Origin of the sequence: Streptomyces sp. NPDC127119 (assembly GCF_042677425.1) — a bacterium.
In the GTDB taxonomy this organism is placed as follows: Bacteria; Actinomycetota; Actinomycetes; order Streptomycetales; family Streptomycetaceae; genus Streptomyces.
Genome location: NZ_JBHXTO010000123.1, coordinates 1 through 21690 on the forward strand (window position 1 = coordinate 1; position 21690 = coordinate 21690).

The following is a 21690-nucleotide window of genomic DNA, read 5'->3' on the forward strand; positions in this document are numbered from 1 at the left end:
ACGCCCGGTTACATTCCGAACCCGGAAGCTAAGCCTTACAGCGCCGATGGTACTGCAGGGGGGACCCTGTGGGAGAGTAGGACGCCGCCGAACTATTATTGACGGAAAAGCCCCCGCACTTCGGTGCGGGGGCTTTTTTGCGTTTGCCTCCAGTCATGCGTTCTCCCTTTCCGTGGAAGGGAGAAGCAGGTTCAGAGACGGCCCGCGGCTTTGAGAGCCAGGTATGCGTCCGCCAAAGCCGGCGGCAGGTTGTCCGGGGTCGCGTCCACGACAGTGACACCGTGACGCGTCAGCTGTTCCGCCGTGCGGTGACGTTCCGCCTGCGCCTGTGCCGCTGCTGCGGCCTCGTACACGGCCTCCGTGTTTCCCCGGGCCGTGGCCATGCGCTCGATGTGCGGGTCCGAGACCGAGGCGACGAGGACCGTGTGGCGCTGGGTGAGGCGGGAAAGTACGGGAAGCAGGCCCTCCTCGATGGGGGCCGCGTCCAAGGTCGTGAGGAGCACGATCAGTGAGCGGCGCGGGGCCGTGCGGAGCGCGGTGGAGGTGAGACCGCGGGCATCCGTCTCGACGAGTTCCGGTTCGAGGTGCGCCATGGCGTTGACCAGCGAAGGAAGGACATCGCCTGCGGCACGGCCCTGTACCAGGGCACGTACCCGCCGGTCGTAGGCGAGCAGGTCCACCCGGTCGCCGGCGCGGGATGCGAGCGCCGCCAGAAGCAGGGCCGCGTCCATGGAGGCGTCGAGGCGGGGGGCGTTCCCGACGCGGCCCGCGGCTGTGCGGCCCGTGTCGAGGATCAGGAGGATGTGCCTGTCGCGTTCGGGACGCCAGGTGCGTACGGCGACCCTCGACTGACGGGCGGTGGCCCGCCAGTCGATCGAGCGGGTGTCGTCACCGGGGACGTAGTCGCGCAGGCTGTCGAACTCGGTTCCCTCACCGCGAGTCAGCACGCTGGTGCGGCCGTCGAGTTCACGCAGACGGGCCAGTTTCGAGGGGAGATGCTTGCGGCTGGTGAAGGGCGGCAGGACACGTACCGTCCACGGGATCTTGTGATTGCCCTGGCGGGCGAAGAGGCCCAGAGGACCGTACGAGCGGATGGTGACGCGGTCCGCCCGGCGGTCGCTGCGGCGGGTGGGGCGCAGACGGGTCGTGACGCGTCGGCGCTCGCCCGGAGGGACCGTCAGACGGTGGCGGGACGCCGTGACTTCCGTGCCCGGCTGCCAGCTGCTCGGAGGCCAGGCGTCGCGGATGCGGGCGCGCAGCGGACGGCCCGACGGGTTGGTGACCGTGAGGGTGACGTCGGCGGTCTCGCCGAGGCGTACGGAGGTGTCGCCGGAGCGGGCCAGGCCCAGACGGCGTACCGGTGCGGCCAGGGCGAAGTCGCAGGCGCAGGCGAGGGCCAGGGGGGCGTTGACGGCGAGGATGCCCGTCCAGCTGGGTTCCCAGATGCCCACGGGGAGGGTGCCGAGGGCCGCGAGGAGGGCGGTGCGGCCGGTGAGGGCCATCAGCGGGGGACGGGGACGTGGGAGAGGATCGCATTGATGACCGAGTCGGCCGTCACACCCTCCATCTCGGCTTCCGGGCGGAGCTGGACGCGGTGGCGGAGGGTCGGTAGAGCGAGGGCCTTCACGTCGTCCGGGATGACGTAGTCGCGGCCCGTCAGCCAGGCCCAGGCGCGGGCCGTGGCCAGGAGCGCCGTCGCGCCACGGGGGGAGACGCCGAGGGTGAGGGACGGCGATTCGCGGGTGGCGCGGCAGATGTCCACTACGTAGCCGGTGATTTCGGGGGAGACCGCGGTCTTGGCGACGGCCGTGCGGGCGGCTTCGAGGTCGGCCGGGCCGGCGACGGGGCGTAGGCCGGCGGCGCGCAGGTCACGGGGGTTGAAGCCCTCGGCGTGACGGGTGAGGACGTTGATCTCGTCCTGGCGGGACGGGAGCGGGATCGTCAGCTTGAGGAGGAAACGGTCCAGCTGTGCTTCCGGGAGGGGGTACGTGCCCTCGTACTCGACCGGGTTCTGGGTCGCGGCGACCAGGAACGGCTCGGGGAGCGGGCGCGGGGTGCCGTCGACCGTGACCTGGCGTTCCTCCATGGCCTCCAGGAGGGACGACTGGGTCTTCGGAGGGGTGCGGTTGATCTCATCCGCAAGGAGGAGATTCGTGAAGACCGGGCCGGGCTGGAAGGAGAACTCCGCGGTGCGGGCGTCGTAGACGAGGGAGCCCGTGATGTCGCTGGGCATCAGGTCGGGGGTGAACTGGACGCGCTTGGTGTCGAGTTCCAGTGCGGAGGCGAGGGCCCGTACGAGCAGGGTCTTGGCCACTCCGGGGACGCCCTCCAGCAGGACGTGTCCGCGGCACAGGAGGGCGACGACGAGGCCGGTCACTGCGGGGTCCTGGCCGACCACGGCTTTGGCGATCTCGGCGCGCAGGGCTTCCAGGGAGGCGCGGGCGGCGGCTGCGTCCCCGGTGGTCCCGGTGTTCCCGGCGTTGTCAGTGGTCGGGGCCATCATGGACGGCGTACCTCTCTTTCGAGGGCGTCGAGTTGGTCGGCGAGTGCGATGAGGGCCGCGTCGTCGCGGGGCGGCGGCCCGAAGAGCAGGGAGTGCAGGGCCTGTCCTTCCTGGCGGAGCCGGGCGGACAGGGCGGGGAGCAGGGCTTCGGGCGCGTGCGCCTGAGCGGGGGACACGCCGACGAGGGGGGCGAGGCGGGTGCGGGTGGTGGAGCGCAGAGCTCCCGCGGCACGGTCGCGGGCGTTGGACTTGCGGTAGAGGCGGGCGCGGCCTTCGACGGTCTCGGAGGCGCGGATCGCGACGGGGAGCCGCTCGGGGACGAGCGGGCCGAGGCGGCGGGCACGCCAGAGGGCTGCCAGCAGTGCGGCGATGAAGAGCTGCAGCGTGCCCCAGAGCCAGCCGGAGGGGACCAGGTCGAGGAAGCTGCTGTCGCCGGCGTCGGTGGCCGAGTCGTCGGAGAGAGAGGGGAGGTACCAGACCACGTGGGTGCGGGAACCGAGGAGTTGAAGGGCGAGGGAGGCGTTGCCCTGCTGGTCGAGGCGCTCGTTCTGCAGGATGTCGGGCGCGCCGAGCACGACGGTGTCGCCGTCTCCTTCGGAGGCGGGCAGGCGCAGCAGGGTGGGCAGGCCGTCGCTGGGGTAGCAGGTGTCGGCGCCGGGTGTGTCCGTCGCGTACCGGATGCCGCCCGTGTCGGCGGTGCCCGCCCGTCGGGCGGCGGGCAGGGCGCAGTGGGGCGAGAGCGTGGAGTTGTAGCTGGGTACGGGGTCCGCGTCGACTCCGGGGGCGAGGGCGCCGACGGACGGGACGCCGGGGGCGACGAGGACGGTGCGGCCGCCGGAGTTTTGGTACGCGGAGTGCAGACGGTCCTGCTGGCGGTCGGTCAGCAGGTCGGGGCGGGCGACCAGGAGTGTCGTGTCGGGGCCGGTCGCGGCGCTCGCCTCGGCCAGGGTGGTGACCACGCGCGTGGACACGCCCCGGTCGGCGAGGAGTTCGGCGACGGCCCGGCTGCCCTTGGGGTCGGCGGAGCGCGGGTCGAGGCTGCCGTGCTGGGCGCCGGAGCGTACGACGGCGATGGTGACGGCGGCCACCAGGAGGATCACGAACGCGAGAACGACACCGCGCGCGCGGGTCCACACCTGGCGGACGGTGGGCGAGTCCGAGGTGGAGGGCGGGGCGGTCGGAGCCGGCGTGGGGGTGGTGGGGGCCTCGGGTGTCATGTGGCGGCCCCCCGGCCTGCGCTGCTGGTGAGGACCGGTCGGGTGCGTTCCAGGTCCTGGTCGAGCTGGGCGAGGCGGTGGTACGTCTGGGGGGTGGCGGTTCGTCCGCCGTACGTGACGTCGTCGAAGTCCCGTGCCGCGGCGCGCAGCCGGTCCGTGTGGGCGGGCAGGGTGCGGCCCGCCTCGGCGGCGGCCTCGTCGGCGGTGCGGCCGGGGCGGGGGTCGAGCAGGGCGCGTTCCTCCAGGGAGCGGACGACGGCGCGCATGCGTTCCTGGACGGCCTGGTTCCAGTGGCCCTGGGCCGCGTGTGCCTCGGCGGCGGCGCGGTGCTCGGCGGCGCTGCGGGGCCGGTCGTCGAAGAGCGGGACGGTCGAGGTGGGGCCCCGGCGTGGGGAGCCGAGACGCCACCAGAGGGCGCCGATGAGCGCCACGACCGCCAGGACGACGACCAGGAGGCCGAGTCCGCCTCCCGGGGTGGCCGAGGAGGCCGTGTCGAGCAGTTCGCCGACCCACTTCCAGAAGGCGTCCAGGGCCCGGCGGAGGAGGCTGGGGTCGTTCTCGTGGTACATGCGCTTCGACAGTTCGCGCCGGGCGGCCTCCCGCGCGGGATCGCGCGGGACGGTCACCGGTGGTTCGCCGTCGGCGCGTGGCAGCGCCAGTACCGCAGTGAGAACTCCCCCCGCCAGGCCCACTCCGTCAGCTCCCCGGAGTCGGGCCCGGTGCGCCGGAACCGTGGTCCTGGATGCCGGCCGCGCGGGCCAGGTCGAGGTCGAGGGCCTCGCGGCGGATGCGCTGGTCGATGTACAGGAGCACGGTGACGCCGGCGGTGATCGGGAAGGTGAGCATGGAGCCGATCACCGAGCCGATGCCGCTCACGATGAGGAACGTCCAGCCGAGGTCGCCCGTGCCGCTGTCGAGGAGGCTGCCGATGCCGTCTCCGCTGAGTGCGGAGGCGAGGAAGGCGAACGGGATCACGATGATCGACGCGACGATGTTCGCGATGATCGTGGCGAGGAGCTGGATGCCGAAGACCCGCCACCAGGAGCCGCGGACCAGCTTCGCGGAGCGGCCCAGCGACTTCCAGACGCTCTGCTTCTCCAGCATCAGGGCTGGCGAGGCCAGGGAGAAGCGGATCATCATCCAGAGCGCGACGACGGTCGCGGCCAGGCCGCCGAGGGCACCGAGTGCGACGGCGCCGTCACCGCCGCCCGCGAGGCCGAGGAGGACGCCGGGCAGGATGCCCACGGCGACGATCGCGGCCGCGATGAGCGGCAGCAGGAAGGTCAGGCCGAAGAGCTTGAGCAGCTGGGGCCGGGCGTCGCGCCAGGCCTCGGCCGTGGTCACCGACTTGCCGAGGACGGCGCGGCTGGTCACGGTCGTGAGCAGGGCCGTCGCGACGATCGTGCCGAGCAGGGTGATCAGCAGGACGACGCCGGAGTTCAGCAGGGTGTCGCCCATGGCGCGGGACAGTTCGCCCGCGGTGGCGCTCGGGTCGTTGAGGACGTCCGTGCTGGCGCTGTCGTCCAGGACGAGGCCCTGGAGCAGGATCACGAGGATCTGGGTGAAGACCGCGACGGTCAGCGAGATTCCGAGGACCGTGCGCCAGTGCGTGCGCATGGTCGACACCGCGCCGTCGAGGATCTCCCCGACGCCGAGCGGGCGGAGCGGGATCACGCCGGGCTTGGCCGCGGGCGGGGGTCCGCCCCAGCCGCCGCCCCAGCCGGGGTGGCCGCCCGGGCCCGGTCCGTAGCCGCCGCCGTAGCCACCGGGACCTCCGTATCCGCCGGGGCCGCCGTATCCGCCGGGGCCCGCGGGGGGCTGGCCGCCCCAGCCGGGGCCGGGCGGTGGTGGCGGGGCCTGGGGCGGGGTGCCCTGCGGGCCGCCGCCGGGCGAGGGCCACTGGGCGGGCGGAGGCTGCTCCTTGGACCACTTCGGGCCCGGGCCGGACGGGGCGGGGCCGGGCTGACCCGGTTCGCCCGCGGGCTCGGTGGACGCGGGCCGGTCGGTGGGCCGGGCAGGGCCGGAAGGTGTCGGCTCCTGTCCGTTCTGCCCGTCGGAGGGGGCAGATCCGGGCGATGCCCAGCCCGGAGTGTCGTTCATCGTCGCTCCTTCACGGTGCCCGCCCGCGGTCGCGGCGGCAGGTTGGCTGCCATCGTGCCACGGTGCGGCCGGGAAGTGACCGGCCGCCGTATGGGCTGCACACCTTCAATTGTCTGCCCCGTACGGGGCAGACTGAGCAGATGGCTGATCAGTACGCGCAAATCCGCGAGGACAACCGGCCCATCGAGATACCTGCGATCCGGTGGGACGAGCCGCCGGAGGGACCCGTGCTGGTCCTCCTCGATCAGACGAGGCTGCCCGCCGAAGAGGTCGAGCTGGTGTGCACGGACGCGTCCGCGCTGGTGGAGGCGATCCGCTCGCTCGCCGTGCGCGGGGCACCGCTCCTCGGCATCGCGGGGGCGTACGGGGTCGCGCTCGCCGCGGCCCGCGGGTTCGACGTGGACGGGGCGGCTGCCTCGCTCGCGAGTGCGCGGCCCACCGCGGTGAACCTCTCGTACGGAGTCCGCCGGGCCCAGGAGGCCCACCTCGCGGTGCTGCGGGCCGGTGGCGGCCAGGAGCAGGCCGCGGCTGCCGCGCTGGCTGCCGCGCGGACGCTCCACGCGGAAGACGCCGAGGCCAGCGGGCGTATGGCCGTGCACGGGCTGACGCTGCTCGACGAACTGCTGCCCGGGGGAAACCACCGGATTCTCACGCACTGCAACACCGGCGCGCTGGTGTCGGGCGGGGAGGGCACGGCGTTCGCCGTGGCGCTCGCGGCGCACCGGGTGGGGCGGCTGCGCAGACTCTGGGTGGACGAGACGCGTCCGTTGCTGCAGGGTGCTCGCCTGACCTCGTATGAGGCGGCGCGGGCCGGAATGGCGTACACCTTGCTCACGGACAACGCTGCCGGGTCATTGTTCTCGGCGGGAGAGGTGGATGCGGTGCTCATCGGAGCGGACCGGATCGCCGCCGACGGTTCGGTGGCGAACAAGGTGGGGAGCTATCCGCTCGCGGTGCTGGCCAAGTACCACCATGTGCCGTTCATCGTGGTGGCGCCGTTGACGACGGTGGACCCGGACACGCCGAACGGAGCATCGATCGAGGTCGAGCAGCGTGCCAGTCATGAAGTGACAGAGATCACAGCACCCCTGGTGCCCGTGGCGGGAGTCGAAGCGGGAGGCGGGATACCGGTGGCACCCCTGGGGACCCAGGCGTACAACCCGGCGTTCGACGTGACGCCGCCCGAGTTGGTGACGGCGATCGTCACCGAGGAGGGCGTCGTGTCGCCCGTGACGACCGAGGCGCTCGCGGAGCTGTGTGACAGGTCACGCCAGGTAACGATTTAGTTAATGGGATGATGTCGTTTATGAAGGGACGAGTCCTTGTCGTCGATGACGACACCGCACTGGCCGAGATGCTCGGCATTGTGTTGCGTGGTGAAGGTTTTGAGCCGTCTTTCGTAGCCGACGGCGACAAGGCGCTGGCCGCTTTTCGTGAGAGCAAGCCCGACCTGGTGCTCCTGGACCTGATGCTTCCCGGCAGGGACGGCATCGAGGTGTGCCGCCTGATCAGGGCGGAGTCCGGGGTACCGATCGTGATGCTCACAGCGAAGAGCGACACCGTCGATGTCGTGGTCGGCCTTGAGTCGGGTGCGGATGACTACATCGTGAAGCCGTTCAAGCCAAAGGAGCTGGTGGCCCGGATCCGGGCCAGGCTGCGCAGGTCCGAGGAACCGGCGCCCGAACAGCTCGCGATCGGCGATCTGGTCATCGACGTGGCCGGTCACTCTGTGAAGCGGGACGGCGCCTCGATCGCGCTCACCCCGCTGGAGTTCGACCTGCTGGTGGCGCTGGCCCGCAAGCCGTGGCAGGTGTTCACGCGTGAGGTGCTCCTGGAGCAGGTGTGGGGCTACCGGCACGCGGCGGACACCCGTCTGGTGAACGTCCATGTGCAGCGGCTGCGCTCCAAGGTCGAGAAGGACCCGGAGCGCCCGGAGATCGTGGTGACCGTCCGTGGTGTCGGTTACAAGGCCGGACCGAGCTGACGTGTCCCGGGACAGTGCCGCTTCGGCGCCCGGTGAGCCGGGGGTCCGCTCGGGGCGGCCTGTCGGCGGGAAGATGACGGGCTCCCGTTGGGGACGGTTCGTCGAGGGCGGGCTGCTCCAGGGCGGAGTCCAGGGCAGCCCGGTCCTTCGGCTGTTCATGCGCTGGGTGCGCCGTCCGCTGCTGCCGGTCATGCGGCTGTGGCGGCGCAACATCCAGCTCAAGGTCGTCGCCACCACCCTGCTGATGTCGCTGGGCGTCGTCCTGCTGCTGGGTTTCGTCGTGATCGGGCAGGTGCGCAACGGCCTGCTGGACGCCAAGGTGAAGGCTTCGCAGAGCCAGGCCACGGGCGGGTTCACGGTCGCCAAGCAGGAGGCCGACAGCGCGGCGGGCGCGGGCGGCGACGACCGCTCCGGCCCGAACGAGAACCCCGTCCAGAACGTCAGCGGATGGATGAGCTCCCTCGTGGAGTCGCTCTCCAGCGGCGGCCAGGGCGCGTTCAGCGTCGTGACGCTCAGCACCACCTCCGCGGACACCAGCAGCCGGGGCCTGGGCCCGCGTGCGTCGGGTTTCGTGGACTGGAGCCTCAGCGTGCCCCAGGACCTGCGTGAGCGGGTCGACGCGGGCACGGGCACGGCCCAGAGCTACACACGCATCTCGTACACCAACGGCCAGGACTCCCAGCCCGCGCTGATCATCGGTACGCAGGTCAACGACCCCAAGGGCGACCCGTACCAGCTGTACTACCTCTTCCCGCTCACGCAGGAGGAGAAGTCCCTCAGCCTGGTCAAGGGGACCCTCGCGACGGCGGGACTGTTCGTCGTGGTGCTGCTCGGGGCGATCGCCTGGCTCGTGGTGCGCCAGGTCGTCACGCCCGTACGGATGGCCGCCGGGATCGCCGAGAGGCTGTCCGCGGGGCGCCTCCAGGAACGTATGAAGGTCACCGGTGAGGACGACATCGCGCGCCTCGGTGAGGCCTTCAACAAGATGGCGCAGAACCTCCAGCTGAAGATCCAGCAGCTGGAGGACCTGTCGCGGATGCAGCGACGGTTCGTGTCCGACGTGTCGCACGAGCTGCGTACGCCGCTGACGACCGTACGGATGGCGGCCGACGTCATCCACGACGCGCGCGTGGACTTCGATCCGATGACCGCCAGGTCGGCCGAACTGCTCGCCGACCAGCTGGACCGGTTCGAGACGCTGCTGGCGGATCTCCTGGAGATCAGCCGCTTCGACGCGGGCGCGGCGGCCCTGGAGGCCGAGCCGATAGACCTGCGGGAGGTCGTGCGCAGGGTCATCAGCGGGGCCGAGCCGCTCGCCGAGCGCAAGGGCACACGGATACGGGTCGTCGGCGACCAGCAGCCCGTGGTCGCCGAGGCGGACGCCCGGCGGGTGGAACGGGTGCTGCGCAACCTCGTGGTCAACGCCGTGGAGCACGGCGAGGGCAAGGACGTCGTGGTCAAGCTCGCGTCCGCGGGCGGGGCCGTCGCGGTCGCGGTGCGCGACTACGGAGTGGGGCTCAAGCCCGGTGAGGCGACCCGGGTGTTCAGCCGCTTCTGGCGGGCCGACCCGGCACGCGCGCGTACCACCGGCGGTACGGGCCTGGGCCTGTCCATCGCCCTGGAGGACGCGCGGCTGCACGGCGGCTGGCTCCAGGCGTGGGGGGAACCCGGCGGGGGCTCGCAGTTCCGGCTGACGGTGCCCCGGACGGCCGACGAGCCGCTGCGGGGTTCGCCGATACCGCTGGAGCCCAAGGACTCGCGGCGCAACCGCGGCCTGAACGACGCGGGGCTGCCCCTGGGCGGCACGCAGAAGCTGGCCACGGTGCCGGCGCAGCCCGCCGAGCGGGCCGTGCCGCCGATGCCGTCGCGCGACCCCAGGGTGGCGGGCGCGGTGGATCCGGCGGCGCTGCCCGGCAGCGGGGCGCGCGTGGTGCCGCGGCCCGCCGCGGAGACCAGAGGGCCGGTCACGGCACCGGGGGAAACGCCGGAAGAGGCGCCGTCCGAGGACGGCCCGGAAACCGGCGGGCAGCCGGAACAGCTCAAGCATGGGGAGGGGTCTCGTGGGCGCTGACCGCGATCGGGGCGGCCGTCGGCGTCCGGCACGTGGGGTGGTGTACGCCGCCTGCGGGACCGTACTGCTGGCCGGGTGCGCGTCGATGCCGGACGAAGGGGACCTGCGCGATGTCGAGGCATCCCAGCGGCCGGACGCGCAGGTCAGGGTCTTCGCCATGCCCCCGCGGGAGAACGCGCAGCCCGAGGAGATCGTCCAGGGCTTCCTCGAAGCGCTGACCAGCGACGACCCGCGATTCGAGACGGCCCGCAAGTACCTGACCGAGGGCGCGTCGAAGAAGTGGCGTCCGAACGCGTCGACGACGGTGCTCGCGGACGGCCCCAACACCGTCGCGGAGCACAGCGGCAGCAGGGAGGCGACCGGCGACTACGCGTACTCGCTGATCGGCACCAAGGTCGCCACCGTGGACTCGCAGTTCGCCTACAGGCCCGCCGAGGGGGCGTACAGCGAGATCGTGCACCTCTCGGAGCAGAAGACCACGGACGGTGCCAAGGAGTGGCGCATCGACGCCCTGCCGGCCGGTCTGGTGATGGGGATGTCCGACTTCCAGCGCAACTACGAGTCCGTCAACAAGTACTACTTCGCCTCGAACACGCAGGGCAGGACCGGCGTTCAGCTCGGCGCGGTCGCCGACCCCGTCTACGTACGGGAGCAGGTGGACCCGGTGACGCAGATGGTCCGCTCGGTCCTCAAGGGGCCCACGAGCTGGCTCAAGCCGGTGGTCAGGTCGAGCTTCCCCACCGGTACGGCGCTGAAGAAGGGCGTCAAGTCGCTGACGCCCGACGACCAGAACCGGCTGACGGTGCCGCTGAACGCCAAGGCCGACCGGGTCGGGCAGTCCAAGTGCACGGAGATGGCCGCCCAGATCCTGTTCACGCTCCAGGATCTGACGCCCACGGGCATTGACGAGGTGGAGCTGCAGCGTTCGGACGGCACGCAGTCGTGCGTGATCAACAACAACCAGGCAGAGGTCTACGTAGTCCACGGTCCGGCCAAGCGCGCCGAGTACGAGTACTTCATCGACGGCGAGAAGCGGCTGGTCCGGATACCGGGGGCAGGCAGCGAGCAGGAGCCCGAGCCGGTGCCCGGCGCCCTCGGCGACGGCGGCAAGGAACTGCGGGCGGCCGCCGTCTCGCGGGACGAGGACACCGCCGCGGGGGTCTCGCTCGACGGGCGCTCGATGTACGTCGGGTCGCTCGCGTCCGGGGGCTCGCTCGGGGAAGCCGTGCTGCGCAGCAAGGCCACCTCGCAGGACGACGGGCTGACGACCCCCAGCTGGGACGCGAGCGGCGATCTGTGGGTGGCCGACCGCGGGCCGAAGGACTCCCGGCTGCTCCTGCTGCCGAAGGGCGCGGGCGACCCCCTGGTGGTCTCGACGCCCGGTCTGGAGGGGCGGATCGAGGCGGTGCGGGTCGCCGCGGACGGGGTGCGGATCGCGCTCATGGTGAGCAACGGCAAGCGGACGACCCTGCTCATGGGACGGATCGAACGCGGGGAATCCGAGGGCGCGGGCGGGAAGGACACCGTCGCGATCCATGAACTGAGCACCGTGGCACCGCAGCTGGAGGAGGTCACGGCCATGTCCTGGGCCGGCGACAGCCGGCTGGTCGTCGTCGGGCGCGAGGCCCGCGGCGTGCAGCAGATCCAGTACGTCCAGGTCGACGGCTCCACGCCGGTCGGTCCGGCCCCCTCCGCGCTCACCGGGGTGAAGGAGATCGCCGCCTCCGAGGACGAACGGCTGCCGCTGGTGGCGCACTCGGAGGACGGGATCGTGCGGCTGTCGAGCGGTTCGCAGTGGCAGACGGTGGTCAAGACGGGGATGGCGCCGGTCTATCCGGGCTGAGTTCCGCGGGCCGTTCCGGTACGACGCTGCCCTCGTCCCTCGTGTGGGGGACAACGTGCTGACGTGTGCGAGGAGTTGTCCACAGGTAGTTGTCCACAGGGCTGGCCCGGGCGCTTCGGGATTTGGCAGAGTGGTGGGCATGCGGGGGTGGTGGCAGGACCTCACCGACCTGGTGCTTCCGGCCGAGTGCGGAGGCTGTGGACGGCCTCGCACGGTGCTCTGCCCAAAGTGCCGTGCCGCTCTGACCGGGGACGCGCCGAGCCGTGTACGACCGGACCCGGAGCCGCCGGGGCTGCCGGTGGTGCACGCCGCGGCTCCGTACGAGGACCAGGTGCGGGCGGCGCTCCTCGCCCACAAGGAACGGGGGGCGTTGATGCTCGCCGGGCCGCTGGGCGCGGCGCTGGCGGGGGCTGTACGGGCCGGACTCGGGCCCGGCGGACGGGCGGCCGGGGCTGCGGGCTCCGGGGCGCCGGTGCTGCTCGTACCCGTGCCGTCGGCGCGGTGGGCGGTGCGGGCGCGCGGGCACGACCCGGCGCGGCGGATCGCGCTCGCCGCGGCGGCCGGGCTGCGGCGGTCCGGGACGTCGGCCCGGGTGGCGTCCGTGCTGCGCCAGCGGCGTGCCGTGGCCGACCAGTCGGGGCTCGACTCACGGCAGCGGCTGGACAATCTGGCCGGTGCGCTGGAGGTGGGCCCGGGTGGTGCACGGATGCTGGCCGGCGGTGGGCGGGTCGTTCTCGTCGACGACCTGATGACGACGGGCGCGTCCTTGGCCGAGGCGGCGCGGGCGCTGAGGGCCGTTCTCCCGGAAAAAGACGGATTCTACGGACGGGTAACACCTGGAACGACGGGAGATGGGGTGAGACAGGCACCGATGACAGGTGTAGGCCGAGCAGAAGCGGTCAGGGAAAAGGGAGGCGCGAACAGCGCGGATGACGGGGTTGGCGCGGCAGTGGTCGCGGCATCTCCAGCTTCTTTCGAAATAAACCGGAACTGACAGAGAAGTTGCGTCGTTGCAGGTAGTGAGAGGTCCCATTCACCTGAATGGAGGTACGCCGCAGTAGAGGGTGACGACATCCGTCCAGGCGAGATATGTTCGGTTGTGAGGGAATGGCGGACGCCGACCCTTGCATATCGGAATGCCGCGCCGTGGGTTTTCTCTTTCACCCGGGACAGTGGGGTGGAGATCTTCCCCGCGGGGGAGGAGGAGGTGGAAGTCACCGAGTCCGAGGCTCCGGGACGCGCTGGAGCCTGGTGCAAAAGGGAGATGCTCCGCCGTCGATGCGGAGCGATCCGGGAACGGAGTTCTGCGTGGACATCGTCGTCAAGGGCCGCAAGACCGAGGTGCCCGAGCGGTTCCGCAAGCACGTGGCCGAGAAGCTGAAGCTGGAGAAGATCCAGAAGCTCGATGGCAAGGTGATCAGCCTAGACGTCGAGGTGTCCAAGGAGCTGAACCCCCGGCAGGCCGACCGCTCCGACCGAGTGGAGATCACGCTTCACTCCCGCGGTCCGGTGATCCGGGCGGAGGCAGCGGCAAGCGATCCGTACGCGGCGCTGGACCTGGCGGCGGACAAGCTGGAAGCACGGCTGCGCAAGCAGCACGACAAGCGGTACACGCGCCGCGGCGCCCGCAGGATCTCGGCCTCCGAGGTCGCCGACCACGTCCCGGACGCGGCGACGCTCGACGGGAACGGCAGTGTCGTCCACGACGAAGAGCCCGAGGCGGTGCCGACCAAGAAGATCGGCTCCCTCGAGGTGAAGGGTGACGGCCCCCTCGTCGTCCGCGAGAAGACCCACGTCGCGTCCCCGATGACGCTCGACCAGGCGCTCTACGAGATGGAGCTGGTCGGGCACGACTTCTACTTGTTCGTCGACTCCGAGACCAAGGAACCGAGTGTCGTCTACCGGCGGCACGCGTACGACTACGGCGTCATCCACCTCAACACCGACCCGATGGTCGCCGAGGCGCAGCAGGCCCCGCCCGGCGGGGCGTTGGGTGGCTGACCCCGACCGGTGAGCTCCCCCGGCCCTCGGCCGGGGGGACGGCTTCAGCCGGTGCCCCTGGAGTGCTTGTGCGCCCCCAGGGGCACCGGTGTGCGACCCCTCAGTGCCCCGCTCTGTCATCCCGTTGTCGTCCGGGCATGAAATCATGGCTGTACCGGCCTCAACCGGTGTGTCGTTGCGCGGGGTTGGTGATGGCACAGGAACACAGGCCACGGCCTTCAGGGGGAGGAACCATGGCGGACAGCTTCGGACCGATGCGTGACGAAGATGCCGACGACGGCGTCGTCGGCATGGGCCCGGACGCGGGCTCCCTGGGCAAGGAGCCCATCCGGGTGCTTGTCGTGGACGACCACGCCCTCTTCCGCCGCGGCCTGGAGATCGTGCTCGCCGCCGAGGAGGACATCCAGGTCGTCGGGGAGGCGGGGGACGGGGCGGAGGCGGTCGACAAGGCCGCCGATCTGCTGCCCGACATCGTGCTGATGGATGTACGGATGCCGAAGCGCGGCGGGATCGAGGCGTGCACCTCCATCAAGGAGGTCGCCCCCAGCGCGAAGATCATCATGCTGACGATCAGTGACGAGGAAGCCGACCTCTATGACGCGATCAAGGCGGGGGCCACGGGGTATCTCCTGAAGGAGATCTCCACGGACGAAGTGGCCACGGCGATTCGCGCGGTGGCCGACGGGCAGTCGCAGATCAGTCCTTCGATGGCGTCGAAGCTGCTGACCGAGTTCAAGTCGATGATCCAGCGCACGGATGAGCGGCGGCTTGTGCCGGCGCCTCGGCTCACCGATCGTGAGCTGGAGGTTTTGAAGCTCGTGGCCACCGGGATGAACAACCGGGATATCGCCAAGGAGTTGTTCATCTCCGAGAACACCGTGAAGAACCATGTGCGGAACATCTTGGAGAAGTTGCAGTTGCACTCGCGGATGGAAGCGGTTGTGTACGCGATGCGGGAGAAGATTCTTGAGATTCGCTGAGGTCTGAGCGGGTTGGGGCGGGCGGGGTTGGGTGTCGGGTGCGGGTTCGGTGGGGGTTGGCCGCGCAGTTCCCCGCGCCCCTAAAGGCCCTTGTGGGGCTGGTCGCGTCGTTCCGCGCGCCCCTGGGGAGCCCCTGCGGGGCTTTTGCGCCGTTCCCCGCGCCCCCAAGGAAGCCCCTCTAGCTGAGGGTTCTTGCGAGTTCGGCTGTCAGGGCTTCTCTGAGTTCCGGGGTGTTCGCCCTTTCCACTCTTACGTTCGTGCAGTCCACCCAGGTGGCTGCTTCCAGGAGGGCCTGGGCCACTGACGGGATCGACTTGGGGCTGTCCAGGGTGACCTGTTTGGCTACCAGGGTGGCGCCCTCGCGGGCCGGGTCCACGCGGCCCACCAGTCGGCCGCCGGCGAGCACCGGCATGGCGAAGTAGCCGTGGACGCGCTTGGGCTTGGGGACGTAGGCCTCCAGGCGGTGGGTGAAGTCGAAGATCCGCTCCGTGCGCGCCCGGTCCCAGACCAGTGAGTCGAACGGCGACAGGAGCGTCGTGCGGTGACGGCCGCGCGGGGTCGTCTCCAGGGCCTCGGGATCCGCCCAGGCCGCCTTCGACCAGCCCCCCACCGTGACCGGGACCAGGCCCGACTCCGCGATCACCGCGTCGACCTGCTCGCGCTTGAGGCGGTGGTAGTCGGCGATGTCCGCGAGAGTGCCCACGCCCAGGGAGCGGCCCGCGAGCCGCACCAGACGGCGCAGGCACTCCATGTCGTCCAGATCGTCGTGCAGCAGCGGGTCCGGGATGGCCCGCTCGGCGAGGTCGTACACCCGCTTCCAGCCGCGGCGCTCCGTGCACACCACCTCGCCGTACATCAGCGCGCGCTCGACGGCGACCTTGGTGCCCGACCAGTCCCACCATTCGCTGGTCTTCTTCGCGCCGCCCAAGTCGGTGGCCGTGAGCGGTCCTTCGGCCTTCAGCTGCTTGATGACCTGCTCGTACGTGCCGTCCGGCAGCGCGTGGTTCCAGTGCGGGCGGGCGCGGTAGGCGCGGCGGCGGAAGGCGAAGTGCGGCCACTCCTCGACGGGCAGGATGCAGGCCGCGTGCGACCAGTACTCGAACGCGTGGGGCCGGGGCGGGGCCGTGCCGACGGGTGCCGGGGTCCAGTACGCCTCGTCGACCGTCCTGCGGCCGACGGCGCCGAGGCGCGCGTACGGGATGAGTTCGTGGGAGCGGGCCAGGACGGAGATGGTGTCGAGCTGGACCGCGCCCAGGTGCCGCAGCACGCCCCGTACGCCGCCCCTGCGGTCGGGGGCTCCCAGGAACCCCTGCGCGCGCAGGGCGATCCGACGGGCCTCGTCGGCGGAGAGTTCGGCGGTCGGGCGCGGCAGACTCGTCATGGTCCGCACGATAGGCGGTGCCACTGACAATCGCTCCCGGCCCTGCCGGTCATGTCAGGTCGGACGGGGGGTGAACGGCTGTCCGGGCGTGGGAAGGTACGGCGTCGTGGACGGCAGTCCGAGGTCCGACGGGAGCAGGGAACCGACCCAGCAGTCGCGGCGTACGCCCTTGTTGTTGACGCCCGCGCGCAGGGTGCCCTCCAGGACGAAACCGGCGCGTTCGGCGACCGCGAGGGAACCCGTGTTGCCCACCTCCGCCCGCCACTCGACGCGGTCCATGGCCCGCTGGGTGAACGCCCAGCGGCAGGCGGTGAGCGCGGCCTCGGTGATGTAGCCGTTGCCCCGGTGCTCCTTCGTCGCCCAGAAACCGATCTCGCCGACGCCCAGGCCACGCATCGTGACGGCGAGCATGCCGGCGAGTTCGCCGTCGACCGGCAGGAAGACACCGAAGGTGAACATCGAGCAGTCCGCCCACCCGTCGGGCACCATCTGCTCGGTGAATGCGGTGGCGTGCTCGCGCAGGTACGGCGACGGGATCGTGGTCCAGCGCTGGATGTCGGGATCCTGGACGGCGTCGAACACGGCGTCGGTGTCGTGTGCTCCCACCGTGCGCAGCAGGAGTCGTTCGGAAGTCAGTGTGACGGGGTCCATCGGCCGATTCTGCTCGGGCTTCGGTGAGGAAGCCATCACTTTCGCACTGTGTGAGGACGTCGTTACGTTTCGTGGCGCCGACGCGGCACCTTCCGCATCCTCCGCCCGTTGTCTCTGTGGCTGTCACATGCAGACCTCCCGGCGCGGTGGGGTCCTCGCTTACGATGGCCGTTGCTCAAGCTGTGATTTGAATCTGCCATTGAAACCGACAGTCCCAGGCCCGACCGGCAAGGAGACAAACCCTCGTGTCCGTCCTCTCGAAGATCATGCGTGCAGGCGAAGGAAAGATCCTGCGCAAGCTGCACCGCATCGCGGACCAGGTCAAGTCCATCGAAGAGGACTTCGTCGACCTCTCCGACGCCGAGCTGCGCGCCCTGACCGATGAGTACAAGCAGCGGTACGCGGACGGCGAGAGCCTCGACGACCTGCTGCCCGAGGCGTTCGCGACCGTGCGCGAGGCCGCCAAGCGCGCCCTCGGCCAGCGCCCCTACGACGTACAGATCATGGGCGGCGCCGCGCTTCACCTCGGCTACGTCGCCGAGATGAAGACCGGTGAGGGCAAGACCCTGGTCGGCACGCTGCCCGCGTATCTGAACGCCCTCTCCGGAGAAGGCGTCCACCTCATCACGGTCAACGACTACCTGGCCGAGCGCGACTCCGAGATGATGGGCCGCGTCCACAAGTTCCTGGGCCTGACCGTCGGCTGCATCCTGGCCAACATGACGCCGGCCCAGCGCCGCGAGCAGTACGGCTGCGACATCACGTACGGCACGAACAACGAGTTCGGCTTCGACTACCTGCGCGACAACATGGCGTGGTCGCAGGACGAACTGGTGCAGCGCGGCCACAACTTCGCGATCGTCGACGAGGTCGACTCGATCCTGGTCGACGAGGCCCGTACGCCGCTGATCATCTCCGGCCCCGCCGACCAGGCCACCAAGTGGTACGGCGACTTCGCGAAGCTCGTCACGCGCCTGAAGAAGGGCGAGGCGGGCAACACCCTCAAGGGCATCGAGGAGACCGGCGACTACGAGGTCGACGAGAAGAAGCGCACCGTCGCCATCCACGAGCCCGGTGTCGCCAAGGTCGAGGACTGGCTGGGCATCGACAACCTCTACGAGTCGGTGAACACGCCTCTGGTGGGCTACCTGAACAACGCCATCAAGGCCAAGGAGCTCTTCAAGAAGGACAAGGACTACGTCGTCATCGACGGCGAAGTCATGATCGTCGACGAGCACACCGGCCGTATCCTCGCCGGCCGCCGCTACAACGAGGGCATGCACCAGGCGATCGAGGCGAAGGAAGGGGTGGACATCAAGGACGAGAACCAGACCCTCGCCACGATCACCCTGCAGAACTTCTTCCGCCTCTACAAGCGCCACGACCACAACGGCAAGGACGTCCCCGGCCTCTCCGGCATGACCGGTACGGCGATGACCGAGGCGGCCGAGTTCCACCAGATCTACAAGCTCGGTGTCGTCCCGATCCCGACCAACCGGCCCATGGTCCGCAAGGACCAGTCGGACCTGATCTACCGCACCGAGGTCGCGAAGTTCGACGCGGTGGTCGACGACATCGCCGAGAAGCACGAGAAGGGCCAGCCGATCCTCGTCGGCACCACCTCGGTCGAGAAGTCCGAGTACCTCTCGCAGCAGCTCAGCAAGCGCGGCATCCAGCACGAGGTGCTGAACGCGAAGCAGCACGACCGCGAGGCCCCGATCATCGCCCAGGCCGGCCGCAGGGGCGCCGTCACCGTCGCCACGAACATGGCCGGCCGCGGTACGGACATCAAGCTCGGCGGCAACCCCGACGACCTCGCCGAGGCGGAGCTGCGTCAGCGCGGCCTCGACCCCGAGGAGCACATCGAGGAGTGGGCCGCGGCGCTGCCGGCCGCCCTGGAGCGCGCCGAGAAGGCCGTCCAGACCGAGTTCGAAGAGGTCAAGGACCTCGGCGGGCTCTACGTGCTGGGCACCGAGCGGCACGAGTCGCGCCGTATCGACAACCAGCTGCGCGGTCGTTCCGGCCGACAGGGCGACCCGGGCGAGTCCCGCTTCTACCTGTCCCTGGGCGACGACCTGATGCGGCTCTTCAAGGCGCAGATGGTCGAGCGCGTCATGTCGATGGCGAACGTGCCGGACGACGTGCCGATCGAGAACAAGATGGTCACCCGTGCCATCGCCTCCGCCCAGTCGCAGGTCGAGACGCAGAACTTCGAGACCCGCAAGAACGTCCTCAAGTACGACGAGGTCCTCAACCGGCAGCGCGAGGTCATCTACGGCGAGCGCCGCCGTGTCCTGGAGGGCGAGGACCTGCAGGAGCAGATCCAGCACTTCATGAACGACACGATCGACGCGTACATCGACGCCGAGACCGCGGAGGGCTTCGCCGAGGAGTGGGACGTCGACCGGCTGTGGGGCGCGTTCAAGCAGCTCTACCCGGTGAAGGTCACCGTCGAGGAGCTGGAGGAGGCGGCCGGCGACCGGGCCGGTCTGACCGCCGAGTTCATCTCCGAGTCCATCAAGGACGACATCTACGAGCAGTACTCGGCGCGCGAGGAGCAGCTCGGCTCCGAGATCATGCGTGAGCTGGAGCGGCGGGTCGTGCTGTCGGTCCTGGACCGCAAGTGGCGTGAGCACCTCTACGAGATGGACTACCTCCAGGAGGGCATCGGCCTGCGCGCGATGGCCCAGAAGGACCCGCTGGTCGAGTACCAGCGCGAGGGCTTCGACATGTTCACCGCCATGATGGACGGCATCAAGGAGGAGTCCGTCGGCTACCTGTTCAACCTGGAGGTCCAGGTCGAGCAGCAGGTCGAGGAGGTTCCGGTCGAGGACGCGAAGCCGTCGCTCGACAAGAAGGACGCCGTTCCCGCCGGCGGGGGTGCGCGTCCGGAGATCCGGGCCAAGGGGCTCGACGCTCCGCAGCGGCCGGACCGGCTGCACTTCTCCGCGCCCACGGTCGACGGTGAGGGCGGTGTCGTCGAGGGCGACTTCGCCACGGACGACGAGCCTGTGCGGTCGGAGTCGGACGGGCTTACCCGGGCCGAGCGGCGTAAGCAGCAGAAGAGTGGGCGTCGGCGCAAGAAGTGACGTAGCGCTCCGCTGGGTTTTCGGGGCTTGTGAGGGTCGCTCTGTGAGCGGGTGAAGGGTCGGGGGCCGGGGTGGCGCCCGGCCCTTTGCGTTGGGCTCCGCCTGGGGCTCCGCCTGGGGCTGGGGCTGCCTGGGCCTTGCCCTTGCCCTTGGGCGCTGGGCCCCGGGCCAGCCTCCGGGCTTCGGGCCTTGGCCTTCGGCCTTCGGCCCGGGGGTGGGAGCGGGTGGGTGCGGGGTGGTGGGGGCGGGCCCAAAGGATTGCGCAGTTCCCCGCGCCCCTGAGGGTGGGGGGTTGCGGTGTATGGGTGGTTGCGGGGTGGTGGGGGTGGGCCTGAAGGATTGCGCCGTTCCCCGCGCCCCTGGGGGTGGGGGTGGTTGTGGTGTTTGGGTGGTTGCGGGGTGGTGGGGGTGGGCCTGAAGGATTGCGTCGTTCCCCGCGCCCCTGGGGGTGGGGGTGGCTGTGGTGTTTGGGTGGGTGCCGGTTCGTTGTGGCTGGTCGCGCAGTTCCCCGCGCCCCTGAAGGTGGCTGTCAGTCGTCTTGGGGTGGGGGCATTCGGGTGCCGCCCAGTTCTACTGCTGTGCAGCGCCAGCGGAGGTCCGGGCCCTGTTCCAGGCGGAAGGCCATGGCGCGTAGCCGGTCGCCGGCGCCGATGCGGGCGAAGGCCTCGACCGCGCCCGGGCCGGCCACGTAATAGCCGATGTCCCGGACGAACGGGCGGGTGCCGCGGGTGCGGAGCGGGCTGTGTTCGGCGAGCCAGGCCAGTTCGTCGTACGCGCGGCCCGCGGTGTGCCGGAGCATGCAGTGGACCGGGCGGTGCCCGCTGAGCACCTCGACGAGACGGTCGGCGAAGACGTCCGTGGGGCGCGGCTGTGCGGCCCGTGGCGCGGCCGAGGCGCTCTTCGGCGTCGTGCGCGGTGCTGTGCCGCCCGGGCGGCGCGTGTCGTGGCGTACGGGGGGCCGGGTGCCCTGGGTGCGCCTTGTCCTGGTCATCACCTTGTTCACGGCGGAGCCCCATTCGGTCGGACCGGCTGATACCGGTCGGTAACTTTCCGTTGGGGATCTTGTACGGGGCCGGGGCGAGCGACCGCAAGCGGACCGGGCGGGCGCCGGGATTGCCGGGATGTTCACCTATCAGGGGGACGGGAGCGGCGGCGGACTTAGGGGGGCCTGGGGTCCACCGGGTGACGTGCGGGACGGGGGTGGACGCCCGGGCAGGGGTGGGTACGGACTCGAAAGGGGACACCCGCACGTATCCTGAAGACCTTCCGGCAGGTGCGGGACCCGCCCACGGAACCACGTCTACGAAAGCGGTCGGCCATGCGCGTGTACGTCCCTCTGACCCTCTCCGGTCTCGCCGAGGCGTACAAGACGGGTGAGCTCGGCTCGGGACCCTTCGTCGCGTACGCCGTCACGCCCGCGCTGCGCGAGTGGTACCTCTCCGACGACATCGAGGAACTGGAGTACGCGGCGCTGAACCGGGCCGCGCTCGCCTCCCTGCGACTGGTCGCGCTCGATCCCGGCACCCCGCGCCGACGCGTGGTCGTCGCCGTCGACGTGCCGGACGGGGCCGCGGTCGCCGAGCCCGGCCTGGGACCCGACCCCGCGTCCCTCGGCGAGCTGAGGGTCGGCGCGGCCGTCGCGCTGGCCAAGGCCGCGGCCGTACACGTCGACTCGGACGAGGCGGAGCCGGAGGTGACGGCCGCCGCGGACGCGCTGGGCGCGGCGGACCGCGGCGACGACGACGCGCAGTTCGTCGTGGACGGGGCCGCGGACCACGAGCTGCTCTGGTTCGCCACGCAGGAGATCCCGAACCTCGTGGGGCTCGGCGACTGAAGCACTCCGGGGGCGTGTGTCGCCCGGCGGGTGCTC

The 21690-nt window shown here is 70.8% G+C and carries 17 protein-coding genes and 1 rRNA gene; 10 read left to right on the forward strand and 8 right to left on the reverse strand.

From position 1 onward, the window contains the following. A 5S ribosomal RNA gene (rrf, locus tag ACFVH5_RS34530) occupies positions 1-93 on the forward strand; the annotation flags it as partial. A gap of 98 nt (positions 94-191) precedes the next feature. Here rrf and ACFVH5_RS34535 read toward each other — a convergent pair. From ACFVH5_RS34535 to ACFVH5_RS34555, 5 genes are read right to left on the reverse strand one after another with little or no spacing between them, the layout of a single operon-like run. Beyond that, on the reverse strand, positions 192-1502 hold the full coding sequence (locus tag ACFVH5_RS34535; protein WP_385837621.1) for a DUF58 domain-containing protein: 1311 nt from the start codon (positions 1500-1502) through the stop codon (positions 192-194). Beyond that, positions 1502-2503, reverse strand: coding sequence for an AAA family ATPase (locus ACFVH5_RS34540; protein WP_385837623.1), 1002 nt, complete (start codon positions 2501-2503; stop codon positions 1502-1504). Before ACFVH5_RS34540 ends, ACFVH5_RS34535 begins: the two co-directional genes overlap by 1 nt. Beyond that, complete coding sequence (locus ACFVH5_RS34545) at positions 2500-3720, reverse strand: DUF4350 domain-containing protein (RefSeq protein WP_385837624.1); 1221 nt, start codon at positions 3718-3720, stop codon at positions 2500-2502. The genes ACFVH5_RS34540 and ACFVH5_RS34545 overlap by 4 nt, the downstream gene beginning before the upstream one ends. Then, positions 3717-4412 carry a DUF4129 domain-containing protein gene (locus tag ACFVH5_RS34550; protein WP_385837626.1) on the reverse strand — a complete coding sequence of 232 codons (696 nt, stop codon included), beginning with the start codon at positions 4410-4412 and terminating at the stop codon, positions 3717-3719. The genes ACFVH5_RS34545 and ACFVH5_RS34550 overlap by 4 nt, the downstream gene beginning before the upstream one ends. 4 nt (positions 4413-4416) lie before the next feature. After that, positions 4417-5820, reverse strand: coding sequence for a hypothetical protein (locus ACFVH5_RS34555; RefSeq protein ID WP_385837627.1), 1404 nt, complete (start codon positions 5818-5820; stop codon positions 4417-4419). A gap of 140 nt (positions 5821-5960) precedes the next feature. On the opposite strand from ACFVH5_RS34555, the gene mtnA reads away from it, so the two are divergent. The 7 genes from mtnA to ACFVH5_RS34590 all read left to right on the forward strand — a co-directional run bounded on the left by mtnA (position 5961) and on the right by ACFVH5_RS34590 (position 14699). Then, entirely contained in the window at positions 5961-7106 is a 1146-nt protein-coding gene (mtnA, locus tag ACFVH5_RS34560; RefSeq protein WP_385837628.1) for an S-methyl-5-thioribose-1-phosphate isomerase, read from the forward strand. 8 nt (positions 7107-7114) lie between these two features. Then, entirely contained in the window at positions 7115-7804 is a 690-nt protein-coding gene (gene mtrA / locus ACFVH5_RS34565) for a two-component system response regulator MtrA (protein ID WP_188114266.1), read from the forward strand. Position 7805: 1 nt separating this feature from the next. After that, positions 7806-9875 carry an MtrAB system histidine kinase MtrB gene (gene mtrB / locus ACFVH5_RS34570; RefSeq protein ID WP_385837629.1) on the forward strand — a complete coding sequence of 690 codons (2070 nt, stop codon included), beginning with the start codon at positions 7806-7808 and terminating at the stop codon, positions 9873-9875. Continuing rightward, on the forward strand, positions 9865-11718 hold the full coding sequence (locus ACFVH5_RS34575) for an LpqB family beta-propeller domain-containing protein (RefSeq protein WP_385837630.1): 1854 nt from the start codon (positions 9865-9867) through the stop codon (positions 11716-11718). Before mtrB ends, ACFVH5_RS34575 begins: the two co-directional genes overlap by 11 nt. 139 nt (positions 11719-11857) lie before the next feature. Continuing rightward, a complete protein-coding gene (locus ACFVH5_RS34580) occupies positions 11858-12712 on the forward strand; it encodes a ComF family protein (protein WP_385837631.1) in 855 nt (284 codons plus the stop codon). 314 nt (positions 12713-13026) lie between these two features. Further along, the gene (gene hpf, locus ACFVH5_RS34585; RefSeq protein WP_384815642.1) at positions 13027-13719 is read left to right on the forward strand and encodes a ribosome hibernation-promoting factor, HPF/YfiA family; all 693 of its coding nucleotides are present in this window, start codon (positions 13027-13029) and stop codon (positions 13717-13719) included. 233 nt (positions 13720-13952) lie between these two features. Then, positions 13953-14699, forward strand: coding sequence for a response regulator (locus ACFVH5_RS34590; RefSeq protein ID WP_385837632.1), 747 nt, complete (start codon positions 13953-13955; stop codon positions 14697-14699). A 178-nt stretch (positions 14700-14877) separates the two neighbouring features. Here the strand turns inward: ACFVH5_RS34590 and ACFVH5_RS34595 are convergent, their stop codons facing one another. Beyond that, a complete protein-coding gene (locus tag ACFVH5_RS34595; RefSeq protein ID WP_385837634.1) occupies positions 14878-16080 on the reverse strand; it encodes a winged helix-turn-helix domain-containing protein in 1203 nt (400 codons plus the stop codon). Between the two features lie 54 nt (positions 16081-16134). Beyond that, on the reverse strand, positions 16135-16731 hold the full coding sequence (locus tag ACFVH5_RS34600) for a GNAT family N-acetyltransferase (protein WP_385837635.1): 597 nt from the start codon (positions 16729-16731) through the stop codon (positions 16135-16137). A gap of 245 nt (positions 16732-16976) precedes the next feature. Between ACFVH5_RS34600 and secA the strand changes: the two genes are divergently transcribed. Continuing rightward, complete coding sequence (gene secA, locus ACFVH5_RS34605; RefSeq protein ID WP_384815639.1) at positions 16977-19820, forward strand: preprotein translocase subunit SecA; 2844 nt, start codon at positions 16977-16979, stop codon at positions 19818-19820. Positions 19821-20349: 529 nt separating this feature from the next. Here secA and ACFVH5_RS34610 read toward each other — a convergent pair. Next, on the reverse strand, positions 20350-20823 hold the full coding sequence (locus ACFVH5_RS34610) for an Rv3235 family protein (RefSeq protein WP_385837636.1): 474 nt from the start codon (positions 20821-20823) through the stop codon (positions 20350-20352). A gap of 315 nt (positions 20824-21138) precedes the next feature. On the opposite strand from ACFVH5_RS34610, the gene ACFVH5_RS34615 reads away from it, so the two are divergent. After that, on the forward strand, positions 21139-21654 hold the full coding sequence (locus ACFVH5_RS34615; RefSeq protein WP_385837637.1) for a DUF6912 family protein: 516 nt from the start codon (positions 21139-21141) through the stop codon (positions 21652-21654). Positions 21655-21690: the final 36 nt, after the last annotated feature.